The 14,551-nt window shown below is 70.1% G+C and carries 16 protein-coding genes; 10 read left to right on the forward strand and 6 right to left on the reverse strand.

Annotated elements, in window-relative coordinates:
* Window positions 1-4: 4 nt before the first annotated feature.
* The 4 genes from TN53_RS15050 (at window position 5) to TN53_RS15065 (ending at window position 3,887) form a co-directional block, all read left to right on the forward strand.
* Window positions 5-1,795 carry a DEAD/DEAH box helicase gene (locus tag TN53_RS15050; protein WP_046258964.1) on the forward strand — a complete coding sequence of 597 codons (1,791 nt, stop codon included), beginning with the start codon at window positions 5-7 and terminating at the stop codon, window positions 1,793-1,795.
* A gap of 350 nt (window positions 1,796-2,145) precedes the next feature.
* Window positions 2,146-2,787, forward strand: a complete 642-nt coding sequence (locus TN53_RS15055) for an IclR family transcriptional regulator (RefSeq protein ID WP_046259016.1) — start codon at window positions 2,146-2,148, stop codon at window positions 2,785-2,787.
* A 71-nt stretch (window positions 2,788-2,858) separates the two neighbouring features.
* Window positions 2,859-3,053, forward strand: coding sequence for a hypothetical protein (locus tag TN53_RS15060; RefSeq protein ID WP_159038131.1), 195 nt, complete (start codon window positions 2,859-2,861; stop codon window positions 3,051-3,053).
* A 42-nt stretch (window positions 3,054-3,095) separates the two neighbouring features.
* On the forward strand, window positions 3,096-3,887 hold the full coding sequence (locus TN53_RS15065) for a PDZ domain-containing protein (protein ID WP_046258966.1): 792 nt from the start codon (window positions 3,096-3,098) through the stop codon (window positions 3,885-3,887).
* 165 nt (window positions 3,888-4,052) lie between these two features.
* On the opposite strand, the gene TN53_RS15070 is transcribed toward TN53_RS15065, so the two are convergent.
* From TN53_RS15070 to TN53_RS15090, 5 genes are all read right to left on the reverse strand, one after another.
* Entirely contained in the window at window positions 4,053-4,940 is an 888-nt protein-coding gene (locus TN53_RS15070) for a glycine betaine ABC transporter substrate-binding protein (RefSeq protein WP_420719101.1), read from the reverse strand.
* A 74-nt stretch (window positions 4,941-5,014) separates the two neighbouring features.
* Window positions 5,015-5,824 (reverse strand): ABC transporter permease, encoded by an 810-nt coding sequence (locus TN53_RS15075; RefSeq protein WP_046258968.1) that lies wholly within the window; start codon window positions 5,822-5,824, stop codon window positions 5,015-5,017.
* A complete protein-coding gene (locus TN53_RS15080; RefSeq protein ID WP_046258969.1) occupies window positions 5,821-7,053 on the reverse strand; it encodes a betaine/proline/choline family ABC transporter ATP-binding protein in 1,233 nt (410 codons plus the stop codon). The genes TN53_RS15075 and TN53_RS15080 overlap by 4 nt, the downstream gene beginning before the upstream one ends.
* The gene (locus TN53_RS15085; RefSeq protein ID WP_046258970.1) at window positions 7,046-7,693 is read right to left on the reverse strand and encodes an ABC transporter permease; all 648 of its coding nucleotides are present in this window, start codon (window positions 7,691-7,693) and stop codon (window positions 7,046-7,048) included. The genes TN53_RS15080 and TN53_RS15085 overlap by 8 nt, the downstream gene beginning before the upstream one ends.
* A gap of 20 nt (window positions 7,694-7,713) precedes the next feature.
* Window positions 7,714-8,193 (reverse strand): Lrp/AsnC family transcriptional regulator, encoded by a 480-nt coding sequence (locus tag TN53_RS15090; protein WP_046258971.1) that lies wholly within the window; start codon window positions 8,191-8,193, stop codon window positions 7,714-7,716.
* Between the two features lie 127 nt (window positions 8,194-8,320).
* On the opposite strand from TN53_RS15090, the gene hppD reads away from it, so the two are divergent.
* The 5 genes from hppD (at window position 8,321) to nthA (ending at window position 11,603) form a co-directional block, all read left to right on the forward strand.
* Window positions 8,321-9,475, forward strand: a complete 1,155-nt coding sequence (hppD, locus tag TN53_RS15095) for a 4-hydroxyphenylpyruvate dioxygenase (RefSeq protein WP_046258972.1) — start codon at window positions 8,321-8,323, stop codon at window positions 9,473-9,475.
* 117 nt (window positions 9,476-9,592) lie between these two features.
* Entirely contained in the window at window positions 9,593-10,447 is an 855-nt protein-coding gene (locus tag TN53_RS15100; protein ID WP_046258973.1) for a hypothetical protein, read from the forward strand.
* 20 nt (window positions 10,448-10,467) lie between these two features.
* Window positions 10,468-10,749 (forward strand): SH3-like domain-containing protein, encoded by a 282-nt coding sequence (locus tag TN53_RS49145; RefSeq protein WP_046258974.1) that lies wholly within the window; start codon window positions 10,468-10,470, stop codon window positions 10,747-10,749.
* Window positions 10,742-11,029 carry an SH3-like domain-containing protein gene (locus TN53_RS49150; RefSeq protein WP_046258975.1) on the forward strand — a complete coding sequence of 96 codons (288 nt, stop codon included), beginning with the start codon at window positions 10,742-10,744 and terminating at the stop codon, window positions 11,027-11,029. Before TN53_RS49145 ends, TN53_RS49150 begins: the two co-directional genes overlap by 8 nt.
* Window positions 11,019-11,603 (forward strand): nitrile hydratase subunit alpha, encoded by a 585-nt coding sequence (gene nthA / locus TN53_RS15115; protein WP_046258976.1) that lies wholly within the window; start codon window positions 11,019-11,021, stop codon window positions 11,601-11,603. The genes TN53_RS49150 and nthA overlap by 11 nt, the downstream gene beginning before the upstream one ends.
* Here nthA and TN53_RS15120 read toward each other — a convergent pair.
* Window positions 11,600-13,045 carry a tetratricopeptide repeat protein gene (locus tag TN53_RS15120; protein WP_046259017.1) on the reverse strand — a complete coding sequence of 482 codons (1,446 nt, stop codon included), beginning with the start codon at window positions 13,043-13,045 and terminating at the stop codon, window positions 11,600-11,602. The genes nthA and TN53_RS15120 overlap by 4 nt on opposite strands.
* Before the next feature lie 92 nt (window positions 13,046-13,137).
* Here TN53_RS15120 and TN53_RS15125 point away from each other — a divergent pair, with 92 nt between their 5' ends.
* A complete protein-coding gene (locus TN53_RS15125) occupies window positions 13,138-14,544 on the forward strand; it encodes an FAD-binding oxidoreductase (protein WP_046258977.1) in 1,407 nt (468 codons plus the stop codon).
* Window positions 14,545-14,551 lie beyond the last annotated feature (7 nt).

A 14,551-nucleotide genomic window follows, 5' to 3' on the forward strand; every position in this document is an offset into this window, starting at 1 on the left:
GACCGTGACTACCACCGCCGCCTCCTCCCACCACCTCTCTCCCGCCTTCCCCGGCCGCGCCCCCTGGGGCACCGCCAGCAAGCTGCGTGCCTGGCAGCAGGGTGCGATGGAGAAGTACGTCCAGGAGCAGCCGCGCGACTTCCTCGCCGTCGCCACCCCCGGCGCCGGCAAGACCACCTTCGCGCTGACCCTCGCTTCCTGGCTGCTGCACCACCACGTCGTGCAGCAGGTGACCGTGGTCGCGCCGACCGAGCATCTGAAGAAGCAGTGGGCGGAAGCGGCCGCGCGGATAGGGATCAAGCTGGACCCGGAGTACAGCGCGGGTCCGCTCGGCAAGGACTACCACGGGGTCGCCGTGACGTACGCCGGTGTCGGCGTGCGCCCCATGCTGCACCGCAACCGTGTCGAGCAGCGCAAGACGCTCGTCATCCTCGACGAGATCCACCACGCCGGTGACTCCAAGTCCTGGGGCGAGGCGTGCCTGGAGGCCTTCGAGCCGGCCACCCGCCGACTCGCCCTGACCGGTACGCCGTTCCGGTCCGACACCAACCCCATCCCCTTCGTGACGTACGAGGAGGACAACGCCGGCATCCGTCGGTCCGCCGCCGACTACACCTACGGCTACGGCAACGCGCTCGCCGACCATGTCGTGCGGCCGGTCATCTTCCTGAGCTACAGCGGTCAGATGCGCTGGCGCACCAAGGCGGGCGACGAGATCGCCGCCCGGCTCGGCGAGCCCATGACCAAGGACGCGATCAGCCAGGCCTGGCGTACGGCGCTGGATCCGCGCGGCGAGTGGATGCCGAGCGTGCTGCGCGCCGCCGACCAGCGGCTCACCGAGGTCCGCAAGGCCATCCCGGACGCCGGTGCCCTCGTCATCGCCTCCGACCAGGACTCCGCCCGCGCCTACGCCAAGCTGATCCGTGAGATCACGGGGAGCAAGGCGACCCTCGTGCTCTCCGACGAAGCCGCCGCGTCCAAGCGCATCGACGACTTCAGCGCGAGCAACGACCGCTGGATGGTCGCCGTCCGCATGGTGTCCGAAGGCGTCGACGTCCCGCGGCTGGCGGTGGGCGTCTACGCCACCACCATCTCCACGCCCCTCTTCTTCGCCCAGGCCGTCGGCCGTTTCGTGCGTTCCCGGCGCCGCGGCGAGACCGCCTCCGTCTTCCTGCCGACCATCCCCGACCTGCTCACCTTCGCCAACGAGATGGAGGTGGAACGGGACCACGCCCTCGACAAGCCGAAGAAGGAGGGCGAGGAGGACCCGTACGCCGAGTCCGAGAGGGAGATGGAGGAGGCGAACAAGGAGGAGGACGAGGACACCGGCGAGCAGGAGCAGTTCTCCTTCGAGGCGCTCGAGTCCGAGGCCGTCTTCGACCGGGTGCTGTACGACGGCGCCGAGTTCGGCATGCAGGCCCACCCCGGGAGCGAGGAGGAGCAGGACTACCTCGGTATCCCAGGGCTCCTCGAACCCGACCAGGTGCAGCTGCTGCTCCAGAAGCGGCAGGCCCGGCAGATCGCGCACAGCCGCAAGAAGCCGGACTCCGAGGCGGACCTCCTCGAACTGCCCGCCGAGCGGCGGCCCGTCGTCTCGCACAAGGAGATGATGGAGCTCCGCAAGCAGCTCAACACCACGGTCAGCGCGTACGTCCACCAGAGCGGCAAGCCGCACGGCGTCATCCACACCGAGCTGCGGCGGGTGTGCGGGGGACCGCCGAGCGCCGAGGCGACGGCCGGGCAGCTGCGGCAGCGGATCGCCAAGGTGCAGGAGTGGGCGACCCGGATGAAGTGACCTCGGGCTTGGTGGGGTGACTCCGGGCTCGGTGGGGTGTCCCCGGGCGCGGTGGGGCGCGCTTCGATCACCGAGCGCCGTACATATCAGGACAAATCGGAGTGCTCCGTACCGGCCACTGCCCGGATTCTGGACGGAGCCTTCCGCTCAGCGAACCGGCATCGCTACAGTCCCGCTACGCACACGCCCCGTGGCAGCGCCGCCGCGGAGCGCAGCCGTGAAGCGACGCGGCCCGGAAACCGCTCCGGGCCGCCGGCCGATCGGCGGCCTCTGAAGCGCGTCACCGACGGGACTCGATGACGCATCCCCGCGACAGGGCCGCCGACCTCACCACTGGAGGAGTGGGCGTCGTGACCGCGGAGACCTCTCAGACGCTCGACCGAGGACTACGTGTCCTCAAGCTGCTGGCCGATACGGACCACGGGCTGACCGTCACCGAGCTATCCAACAAACTGGGCGTCAACCGGACCGTGGTGTACCGGTTGCTCGCCACGCTGGAACAACATGCCCTCGTACGGCGTGACCTGGGCGGACGTGCCCGGGTCGGGCTCGGGGTGCTGCGCCTTGGCCGCCAGGTGCACCCTCTGGTGCGCGAGGCGGCACTGCCGGCCCTGCGCTCACTGGCCGAGGACATAGGAGCCACCGCCCATCTCACCCTGGTCGACGGGGCGGAGGCGCTCGCCGTCGCCGTGGTCGAGCCGACGTGGACGGACTACCACGTGGCGTACCGGGCCGGATTCCGTCACCCACTGGACCGCGGGGCCGCAGGCCGAGCGATCCTCTCCGCCCGCACCCAGCCGCTCCGGGACCCCGGGTACACCCTGACGCACGGGGAGCTGGAGGCGGGCGCGAGCGGCGCCGCCGCACCGCTGCTCGGCGTCACGGGCGTCGAGGGCAGCGTCGGAGTCGTGATGCTGGCCGACGCGGTGCCGGAACGCGTGGGGCCACGGGTCGTGGACGCGGCGAAGGAGGTCGCGGAGGCATTGCGCTGACCGTTCGCCGGATCCGCGAGCCATGACGGCAGGGCGGGACCACGGGGGTGGGCCGGCTCACGCTGATCGGCGTGGGCGCCACCCTCGGCATCGGCATCGGCGTCCGCGTCGCGGCGCGGACCATGGGGGTGGGCCGGCTCACGCTGTTCGGCGTGGGCGCCACCCCCGGCACCGGCGTCCGCGTCGCGGCCGGTATCGGCGTCGAGCCGCTCCCGGAGGCGCCGCGGCGCTTCGCCCGCCGCCGGGAGGATCCGCATGCCGGCTGACCGGGCCCCGGCCGGAAGTGGTCGTCGCGTTAGATTGATCCCGTGCTCTCTCGCCTCACACGCCCCCAGGCCGTAGCCGTCTGTGCCCTGCCCGTCGTGGCCCTGCTCGCCACGGCGGCCTTCGCACCGCTGCCGTTCTCGCTGGCACAGCCCGGTATGACGGCGAACGTCCTCGGTGAGAACAAGGGCACCCCGGTGATCACGATCTCGGGCGCGCCGACCCGGGACACCAGCGGACAGCTCCGGATGACGACCATCGAGGCGACGAATCCGGACACCCGGATCTCGCTCGGCGATGTGCTCGACGCGTGGTTCGACACGGACCGGGCGGTCATGCCGCGCGACTCGGTCTATCCGAGCGGTCAGTCCACCAAGGAGATCGAGCGGCACAACACCGCGCAGATGAAGGAGTCCCAGGACGCGGCGACGCAGGCGGCGCTGAACCACCTGGACCTCAAGGACGACGACATCAAGGTCTCGCTCAAGCTGGCGGACGTCGGCGGCCCCAGCGCGGGCCTGCTGTTCTCCCTGGGCATCGTCGACAAGCTGGACGGCGACGGCAGCGGCGGCGACCTCACCGGCGGCCGCACCATCGCCGGGACCGGCACGATCGACGCCGACGGCACGGTGGGCGCGGTCGGGGGAGTGCCCCTGAAGACGCAGGCCGCGAAGCGGGACGGGGCGACGGTGTTCCTGGTCCCGAAGGACGAGTGCTCGGACGCGGAGGCGGAGCTGCCGAAGGGGCTGCGGCTCGTACCGGTGACCACGCTGAAGGGCGCGGTGAGTGCGCTGGTGGCGCTGGAGACGGGGAAGGGCTCCGTCCCGAGCTGCTGAGCGCTCCGCTGGAAGTGCGGTGGACGGGATGTTGTCCGTCTGCGGCGCCGTCGCGGCTGGTCGCGCCCCGCGGCGGAGCCGCATATTGATACGGCCCCGCGCCCTTTTGGGCGCTGCCGAACCGCAGTGGACTCCACCCGGCCCGCTCAGGCCGGTCCGGCGGCACTACTTCTCCTTCACGAACCCCTCCTTCTTCATCCAGTCCAGCGCGACCTGGTGCGGATCCTGCCCGTCCACGTCCACCTTGGCGTTGAGCTCCCGCGCGACCGTGTTGTCGAGCTTCTTCGTGACCGGGTCGAGGACCTCCGCGATCGCCGGCCACTTCTTCAGCGCCTTGGAGTTGATCGCGGGCGCCGCGTTGTAGTTGGGGAAGAACTTCTTGTCGTCGGCCATCACCACGAGGTTCATGGACTTGATGCGGCCGTCGGTGGTGAAGACCTCGCCGTAGGTGCAACTGCCCTTCTTCACCTGGGTGTAGATGATCCCGGTGTCCATCTGGGTGATGTTCTTCGCCGGGACGCGCATCCCGTACGCCTTCTCCATACCCGGCAGTCCGTCCGCGCGGTTGGCGAACTCGCTCTCCACACACAGGGTCACCGCCCCGGGGTCCGACTTCGACAGCGCCGCCACGTCCGACAGCGTCTTCGTGCCGTACTTCTCGAAGTTGGCCTGGTTCATCGCGAGCGCGTACGTGTTGTTGAGGGACGCGGGCGCCAGCCACGTCAGCCCGTTCCTCAGGTCGGCCTTCCGTACCGCCTCCCACTGCTCCCGCGGGTCGGCGATCGGCTCGCTGTTGCCCTGGTACGTGATCCAGGCGGTGCCCGTGTACTCGTACATCCCGTCCGCATCACCGGACTTGACCGCTTCCCGGGACCCGATCGAGCCCTGGATGCCCGTCCGGTCCAGGACGTCGGCCCCGGCCGCCTGGAAGGCGATCCCCATGATCGCGCCGAGGATCAGCTGCTCGGTGAACTCCTTGGACGTGACGGTGAGGTCGGCTCCCTTGAGGGGCAGACCCCTGCCGATGGAGCCGGGTGTGACGTCGTCGACCATCGGCGAACCGCTGGTGAGGCCGCAGGCAGAGGCCAGGACCAGCACACCCGCCGTCACCAGTACACCTGCGCGCCTCACGTCCCCACCTCCAACCCCCGTGGTCTGAGGAACAGTTCGGCCAGCGACGCCAGCCAGTCCACCAGCAGCGCGAGGGCGACCGTGAGGATCGAGCCCAGCATCAGCACCGGCATGCGCTGGTTGGTGATGCCGGTCGTGATCAGGACGCCCAGACCCCCGCCGCCGCCGAAGGTCGCCAGCGTCGCCGTGCCGACGTTCAGCACCAGCGCCGTCCGGACGCCCGCCAGGATCAGCGGGACCGCCAACGGCAGTTCGACGCGGGCGAGCACCCCCGACGGGGACATGCCGATACCCCGGGCCGCCTCCAGCAGGGTCGGGTCGTTGGCCTTCAGGCCCGCGACGGTGTTCGCGAGCACGGGCAGCACGGCGTAGATGATGATGCCGATCAGCGCCGCCTTCATGCCCGTGCCCAGCCAGATCACCAGCAGGGCCAGCAGCCCGATCGCCGGTGTCGCCTGCCCCATGTTGGCGAACGCCATCGCCACCGGGGTCGCCGGGCGGAACATCCTGCGGGTCAGCAGGATGCCCAGCGGGATCGCGATGATCAGCACGAAGAACGTCGAGATCACCGTCAGCTTCACATGCTGCCAAAGGGCCTTCGAGACCTGCCCGTTCGACAGGGCGTTCTCGGAGATCGAGTCCAGGTCCGCCTGCTGGAACCACAGCCAGGTCGCCAGCAGCACCGCCACCAACACGGCGGGCAGAAAGGTCAGCTTCTGCCAGGTGACCCGCCGCCGGGCGGTGACCGGCGGCGGCGGCGCCTCCTGCTGCGCCGGCTCGTCCTCCTCCAGCTCGGGGATGCTCACGCCTTCTTCTCCCCTCCGTCGCCCTCCTGCTCGGCGTGCGTCTGGTGGGCGCGCGTCTCCTCCAGCTCGTGCTGGTGCTCCACGGCGTCCAGCCGGTCGGCCTCCAGCAGCTCGTGCACGGAGTTCATGAGCGTCTCCATGTCCACGACGCCGATGTACTCACCGCGCCGCCCGGTGACCGCGACCCGCCCCGCGTTGTCGGTGAGCACGGCTTCTAGGGCGTCCCGCAGGGTCGCGTCCCGGGTCACCGTGTCGTGCACCAACGTCCCGGCCCGGGCCAGTGAGCCTTTCGCCCGCATCAGGTCCCCGCGCCTGAGCCACTTGTAGGGCCGCCCCCGCTTGTCGAGCAGCAGGATCTCGTTGGTACCGCTGCCCCGGAGCCTGTTGAAGATGTCCTGGAGCGGGTCGTCGACGGTGACCGTCGGATAGTCGGTGATCTCCACGTCCCGTACGCGGGTGAGGTTGAGCCGCTTGAGAGCCGCCCCGGCCCCGACGAACCCGGACACGAAGTCGTCCGCCGGGTTGGTGAGGATCGCCTCCGGGGTGTCGAACTGTGCGATGTGCGAGCGTTCGCGCAACACAGCGATCCGGTCACCCAGCTTGATCGCCTCGTCGAAGTCGTGCGTGACGAAGACGATCGTCTTGTGCAGCTCGTGCTGGAGTCTGATCAGCTCGTCCTGGAGATGGTCACGGGTGATCGGGTCGACCGCGCCGAACGGCTCGTCCATCAGCAGGACGGGCGGGTCCGCCGCCAACGCCCGTGCGACGCCCACGCGTTGCTGCTGACCGCCGGAGAGCTGACGGGGATAGCGGCCGTGGAACTCACCGGGATCCAGGCCCACCAGGTCCAGCAGCTCCTCCACCCGGTCCTTGATCCGGCTCTTGCCCCAGCCGACCATCTTCGGCACCAGCGCGATGTTCTGGGCGACCGTCATGTGCGGGAAGAGACCGGCCGACTGGATCGCGTAGCCCACCTTGCGGCGCAGCTTCACCGGATCGATGTCGGTGACGTCCTCGCCGCCGATGCGGATCCGGCCGCCGGTCGGCTCGATCAGCCGGTTGATCATCTTGAGCGTGGTCGACTTACCGCAGCCGGAAGGGCCGACGAAGATGACGATCTCGCCCGCCTTGATCTCCATGTTGACGTTGTCGACGGAAGGCTGTGGATTACCGGGATACCTCTTGGTCAGGTTCTCCAACTCGATGGAGGCGCCGGAGGCTTCAGACACGGATCCCCCTGGGGATGGTCAGCCGTCCGATCAGGACGTACGCGGCGTCGAACAGCAGGGCCAGGACGATGATCCCGAGCGTGCCCGCGAGCACCTGGTTGAGGGCGTTCTTGCTGCCCAGGGAGGCGATGCCGCGGAAGATCTCGTTGCCGAGGCCGGGCCCGGAGGCGTAGGCGGCGATGGCGGCGATGCCCATCAGCATCTGTGTGGAGACCCGGATGCCGGTCAGGATCGGCGGCCAGGCCAGCGGCAGCTCGACCCGCACGAGCCGCATCAGCCGGGACATCCCGATGCCCTTCGCCGCGTCCACCAGCGACGGATCGACGCCGCGCAGACCGACGATCGAATTGCGCACGATCGGCAGCAGGCCGTACAGGGTCAGCGCGATCACCGTGGGCGGCACGCCGAGCCCGACGATCGGGATGAGCAGACCGATCATGGCGAGCGACGGGATGGTCAGGATGGTCGAGGTGGCCGTCGTGGCGAGGTTGCCGGCCCAGTCGCTGCGATAGGTGACCACACCGATCAGGACCCCGATCACCGTCGCCACGACCATGCACTGGAAGACGGCGCTCGCGTGTTGGTAGGCATCCGAGAGCAGCTGCTGATGGCGGTTGCCCAGGTACTCCCAGAAGTTCACGCGCGGTCACCCCACGGCAGCTAGGTCCTGTCCTCGTCCCGCGCCGCCTGCTCCACCAGCGGGATGATCCGCAGCGGAACGGGGTTCTCCATCACGATCGCCGTGGCGGCCCGGACAATGCCATCAAAACCGACAACCAGGTCGATCACCCGCTGGAGATCGGCGTTCGACCTGGCCACGAGCCGGCACAGCATGTCCCCGCTTCCGGTCGTGGTGTGCAGCTCCAGGACCTCCGGCACGGTCGCCAAGTGCGCCCGTACGTCCGCCCCTTGCCCCTGCCGGATCTCCAGCGTGGCGAACGCGGTCACCGGATAGCCGAGCGCGGCCGGATCCACCTGCGGCCCGAATCCCCGGATGACGCCATTCGACTGAAGCCGGTCCAGACGCGCCTGCACGGTCCCGCGCGCCACCCCCAGCCGCCGGGACATCTCCAGCACCCCGATCCGCGGCTCCCGCGCCAGCAGCACGATGATCCGCCCGTCCAGTCCGTCGATCCCCACGAGAGCCGCCCTTCCCCGGTGGTCATCCTGTACAGAGAGCCCGTAAGAGCGGGCCCAGCACTGGTCATATTGCACACCAGAAACGCAAACTATTGCGCACCTTGCGCCCGCGGAGAAGGCTGCGAGCATGGCTGCGACTTCTGCGAACACTCACCACACACCCGAAACCGCCCGGCAGGCCGACCCCTTCCCGGTCAAGGGAATGGACGCGGTCGTCTTCGCCGTGGGCAACGCCAAGCAGGCGGCGCACTACTACTCCACCGCCTTCGGCATGAAGCTGGTCGCCTACTCCGGACCGGAGAACGGCAGCCGCGAGACCGCCAGCTACGTCCTGGAGAACGGCTCCGCCCGCTTCGTCCTCACCTCGGTGATCAAGCCCGCCACCACCTGGGGCCACTTCCTCGCCCAGCACGTGGCCGAGCACGGCGACGGCGTGATCGACCTCGCCATCGAGGTCCCGGACGCCCGCGCCGCGTACGCCTACGCCCTGGAGCACGGCGCCCGCTCCCTCGCCGAGCCGTACGAGCTGAAGGACGAGCACGGCACCGTCGTACTCGCCGCGATCGCCACCTACGGCGAGACCCGCCACACCCTCGTCGACCGCTCCGGCTACGACGGCCCCTACCTCCCCGGCTTCACCGCGGTGGCCCCGCTCGTCCAGCCGCCCGCCCACCGCACCTTCCAGGCCATCGACCACTGCGTCGGCAACGTCGAGCTCGGCCGGATGAACGAGTGGGTCGGCTTCTACAACAAGGTCATGGGCTTCACGAACATGAAGGAGTTCGTGGGCGACGACATCGCCACCGAGTACAGCGCCCTGATGTCGAAGGTCGTCGCCGACGGCACGCTCAAGGTCAAGTTCCCGATCAACGAGCCCGCCATCGCCAAGAAGAAGTCCCAGATCGACGAGTACCTGGAGTTCTACGGCGGCGCGGGCGTCCAGCACATCGCGCTCAACACCAACGACATCGTCGAGACCGTACGGACCATGCGCGCGGCCGGAGTCCGGTTCCTCGACACCCCGGACTCCTACTACGACACCCTCGGCGAGTGGGTCGGCGACACCCGCGTGCCCGTCGACACCCTGCGCGAGCTGAAGATCCTCGCCGACCGCGACGAGGACGGCTATCTGCTGCAGATCTTCACCAAGCCGGTCCAGGACAAGCCGACCGTGTTCTTCGAACTCATCGAGCGGCACGGCTCGATGGGCTTCGGCAAGGGCAACTTCAAGGCCCTCTTCGAGGCGATCGAGCGGGAGCAGGAGCGGCGCGGAAACCTGTGAATGTCAGGTAAATCCACAAGCGCTTTCGCAGAACCTTGAAACCAGTGAACGGGAGTTGACACTCTCTGGTCCTGTGGACGTCATCCGGGCGTCCACAGGACCCTGGGGACACCGACCGTGACCGACCGCATCGACCTCGACGTACCGGCGACACGCTGGCTGAAGGAGAAGGCCCTCCACGAGGGCACGGTCCTGCAGTCCTTCGCCTTCGACGAGGTGCACCAGCATCTCTACGTCCTCCAGGTCCGCCGCGGTGGCATCGGCGCCGGCAACCTGTGCCTCAACAAGCTCGACCACGACGGCGAGTTGCTCGGCCACATGCACCTCCAGGGCTTCGGGCACGGCGTCAGCGTCGGTGTGCAGAACGCCGCCGACGGCAAGGTCTGGATCTGGACCGAGGCCGACGCCAAGCGCGGCTACGGCCAGGGCGTCACCCGCTTCCAGTTCAAGAACGGCGCCACCCGAACCGGCGAGGACGTCAAGATACGCAAGCCGATACCGGGGTCCACCAACAACCAGCCCTCGGTCTGCATGGCCTCCCAGCGCATCGCCGTCCGCTACCGCCTCAAGGGCAAGCCGCGCTACCGGATCTGGGACCTCGACGCCTTCGTCGCCCGCGAGTACGACCACCCCGTCGCCGACATCGCCCAGCCCGCCGCGCACCCCGACAAGAAGATCCCCTTCCAGGGCTTCGCCCTGCACCACAACCACCTCTACCAGCTCGCCGGGACGGCCTACGACGCCGAGACCAACCCGCCCGCCGCGCACGGCAACGCCTACCTCTCCAGCGTCGACATCACCACCGGCGAGCTGGTCCAGCGGCTGCGCACCGAGGCCGGCCGCTCCCTCACCCACCGCGAGCCGGAGGGCCTCGCCGTCCGCCGCAAGGGCGGCACGCGCCTGTATCTGGGCCTCGCCTCCGGGGCGGCCGGGGAACGCAGGTTCTCCCTCTATTACAAGCCGAAACAGTAGGGCGAACGTAGGCTGGCCGCATGGCCAGGATCAACGACGTCGGCGGCACCCAGGGCTTCGGCGCCATCGACACCACCGACGACACCGAGCCCTTCCACGCGGACTGGGAGGCGCGGGTCGTCGGCCTCTTCAACACCCTGCGCGGTCAAGGGCTCTTCAACACCAACGAGTTCCGCGACGCGATCGAGTCGATGCCGCCGGCCGAGTACCTGGCGGCGTCGTACTACGAGCGCTGGTTCACCGCGATCTGCGCGCTGCTCGAACGCAAGGGCGTGATCGGGCCGGGTGAGCTGGATGACTGACCGTTTCCCGCCCGGCACCCGGGTGCGCACCTTCCCGCACGACCCGCCGCACCACACCCGGCTGCCCCGGTACGCGCGCGGCAAGCGGGGCGTGATCGTCGAGCCGGAGGGCCCGGACGAACTGCCCGACATCAGCGCACAGGGGCGCGGGGACGCGCCGGTCGAGCAGATCTACGCGGTCCGCTTCGACGCCCGTGACCTGTGGGGCGAGGGCGACCATCACGTCGTACTGGATCTGTGGGAAAGCTATCTGGAAGAGGACCGTGCCGATGAGCGGTGACCACCACGCCGATGCGACGATCGCCCGCCGGGTCCGCCGGCTGGAGACCCTGCTGGAGGAGAGGGGCGTGATCACCGGCGAGAAGGTGGACGAGGCGATCGACGCCTTCCTCGCCGCGTCGTCGCCGGCGAACGGGGCGAAGGTCGTCGCCCGCGCCTGGACCGACGAGGCGTACAAGGCGCGGCTGCTGGCCGACGGGACCGCCGCCGTGCAGGAGTTGGGCTACATGGACGGCTCCTACCAGCGCCTGCGCGTCGTCGAGAACACGGCGACGAACCACAACGTCATCGTCTGCACCCTCTGCTCCTGCTACCCGCTGCGCCTCCTCGGCCCGTCCCCGAGCTGGTACAAGTCCGAGGCCTACCGCTCCCGCGTGGTCCGTGAACCCCGCGAGGTGCTGCGGGAGTTCGGGCTCGAACTGCCCGCCGCCATGGACATCACGGTGTGGGACTCCAGCGCCGAGTCGCGCTACATGGTGCTGCCCCGCAGGCCCGAGGGGACCGCAGGACAGGGGGAGGACGAACTGGCGGCGCTGGTCACACGCAACGCACTGATCGGCACCGCCGCGATCTAGGACTCCGTCTCCGTCTCCGTCTCCGCCTTCGCGTCCGGCACCGGCAGCTCCTCCACCGACGGCTCATCCAACGCCGTCAACGCCTCGCGAGCCGTCCGCACCTGAAGCGGCGAGAAGTACGGGTTGATCCGCAACGCCTCCTGGAGGTGGCGCCGGGCCGGCCCGTCCTTCCCCAACTCCCGCTCGATCATGCCCCGGTGATACGCGTGCAGCGCGCTGCGCACCCCGCCCCCGTGCACCTTGTCCGTCGCCCGCACCGCGTACCGCAGCGCCTCCTCGTCCTGACCGGCCCGGTGCAGCGCCCACCCCAGCGCGTCGGCCACCGCGATCCCGGGCTGGCGTCGCCACTCCGCCCGCAGCCGCCGTACCGCCGCGTGCGGATCGCCGTGGTCCGCCTCGAACACCCCGAGCACCAACTCCTCGTCGGCCCCGCCCGCCGCGGCACCGCGCACCCGCGCCCGCAACAGGTCGTACTGGACCTGGGCCGCCTGCCGCAGCCCCAGCGACTCGTACAACTCGCCCAGTTCCAGGGCGTACTGCGGATGCGGCTGCTTGGCCAGCGCCATCCGGTACGCGCTCAGCGCCTCCGAGGTCCGCCCCAGCGCCGCCAGCACCCGCCCCTGCCCGGCCTGCGCGGCCCGCTGGTCGGGGTCGATGCGCACCGCCTCCTCGAAGTGCCGCAGCGCCGGCTCACGATCGCCGCGCTCCCAGGCCAGTTGCCCCACCCGCTCCAGATACGCGGCCCGTTCGGCGGGCGCCCGCGCGCCCGCCGCCGCGTCGGAGAGCTGCGCCATCGCGTCCTCGCGCCAGCCCCGGTCCCGGAACACGGCCCCGGCGCGCGCCATCACGGCCGGCCCGCCGCGCAGCCCTTGCAGCCGCTCGAGAGTCCGCTCCGTCGCCTTCCAGTCGCCGAGGCCGGTGTAGGCGTCGATCAGCGGCGGATACGTCGTCCAGCGCTTCGGATCCAGCTTCAGTGCGGCCTCGCCCCACCTCTTCGCCGCCCGGAAGTCCCGCCGCGCGTTGGCCAGCGCGGCGAGCCCGGCGAGCGCCTCGGCGTTCCCTCTGGCCCGCACCCTCAGCGACGTACGCAACGCGTGGTCGGCCCTCGGGTAGTACGCCGGCTCCGCCGTCCGCCGCCCCTGCTCCACATACGCCGCCCCGAGCACCGCCCACGACCCGGCGTCCCGCGGATGCCTTCGCAGATGCGTCTCCCGCTCATCGATCAGCGCCGCCAGGTCCGGCAGCGCGGCCGCCACCCCCGCGGTGACCGCCGCCCGTGCCTGTGCCCCCGGGGCCGGCGGCGCGGGCGCCTCCGTGTCCGGTGGCTGCCAGGGCAGCGCCATCAGCGTCCCGCCGAGCACCAGACACCCGGTGACGGCCGCGATCAGAGCCCGCCGTGCGATGCGCGAACGCCGGGAGGCCGCCTCCTCATGGTTCTCCATGGCGATCACTGTGCGTCAATACGACGACCACACCCGGGCAGGCGACGGTTGCCGCAGACGGGGTTCACACCGATGGACCCAGGTGCGACGCTGTGATCATGAGCCGTATCGAAGCGCCTCGCGACGAACAGACAGGGAACCTGGCCGACCGTCTCCTGAGCGGTCTGCCCACCGAGGCCGTCCTGACCGACCCGGACGTCACGGCCTCCTACGCCAACGACATGGCCAGCTTCTGCCCGGCCGGCGCCCCCGCCGTGGTCGTCCTGCCCCGCACCGTCGAGCAGGTCCAGCACGTCATGCGCACCGCCACCGAACTGCGCGTCCCCGTCGTCCCACAGGGCGCCCGCACGGGCCTGTCCGGCGGCGCCAACGCCTCCGACGGCTGCATCGTGCTGTCCCTGACGAAGATGGACCGCATCCTCGAGATCAACCCCGTCGACCGCATCGCGGTGGTCGAGCCCGGCGTCATCAACGCCACCCTCTCCCGCGCGGTCAACGAGCACGGCCTCTACTACCCGCCGGACCCCTCCAGCTGGGAGATGTGCACCATCGGCGGCAACATCGGCACCGCCTCCGGCGGGCTGTGCTGTGTGAAGTACGGGGTGACGGCGGAGTACGTCCTCGGACTGGACGTGGTCCTGGCGGACGGCCGCCTGATGTCCACCGGCCGGCGGACCGCGAAGGGCGTCGCCGGATACGACCTGACCCGCCTGTTCGTCGGCTCGGAAGGCTCCCTCGGCATCGTCGTCCAGGCGACCCTGGCCCTGCGCCCGCAGCCGCCCGAGCAGCTGGTGCTGGCCGCCGAGTTCGCGTCCGGCGCGGCCGCCTGCGACGCGGTGTGCCGGATCATGGAGGGCGGGCATGTGCCGTCCCTCCTCGAACTGATGGACCGTACGACGGTCAAGGCCGTCAACGACCTCGCCCGGATGGGACTCCCGGAGACCACCGAGGCCCTGCTGCTCGCCGCCTTCGACACCACCGACCCGGCCGCCGACCTCGCCGCCCTCGGCGCGCTGTGCGAGGCGGCCGGTGCCACACAGGTCGTGCCCGCCGACGACGTCGCCGAGTCCGAACTCCTCCTCCAGGCCCGCCGGCTGTCACTCACCGCTCTGGAAGCCGTCAAGGGCACCACGATGATCGACGACGTGTGCGTGCCCCGCTCCCGGCTCGGCGAGATGCTCGAAGGGACCGAGCGGATCGCCGAGAAGTACCAGCTCACCATCGGCGTCGTCGCGCACGCCGGCGACGGCAACACCCACCCCACCGTCTGCTTCGACGCGGCCGACCCCGACGAGTCCCGGCGCGCCCGCGAGTCCTTCGACGAGATCATGGCCCTCGGCCTGGAGCTCGGCGGCACGATCACCGGCGAGCACGGCGTGGGCGTACTGAAGAAGGAGTGGCTGGCGCGCGAGATCGGCCCGGTGGGGGTGGAGATGCAGCGGCAGATCAAGCAGGTCTTCGACCCGCTGGGGATTCTGAACCCGGGCAAGCTCTTCTGACACCCGT

The organism is Streptomyces sp. WM6386, assembly GCF_000972385.1.
Taxonomy (GTDB): domain Bacteria; phylum Actinomycetota; class Actinomycetes; order Streptomycetales; family Streptomycetaceae; genus Streptomyces.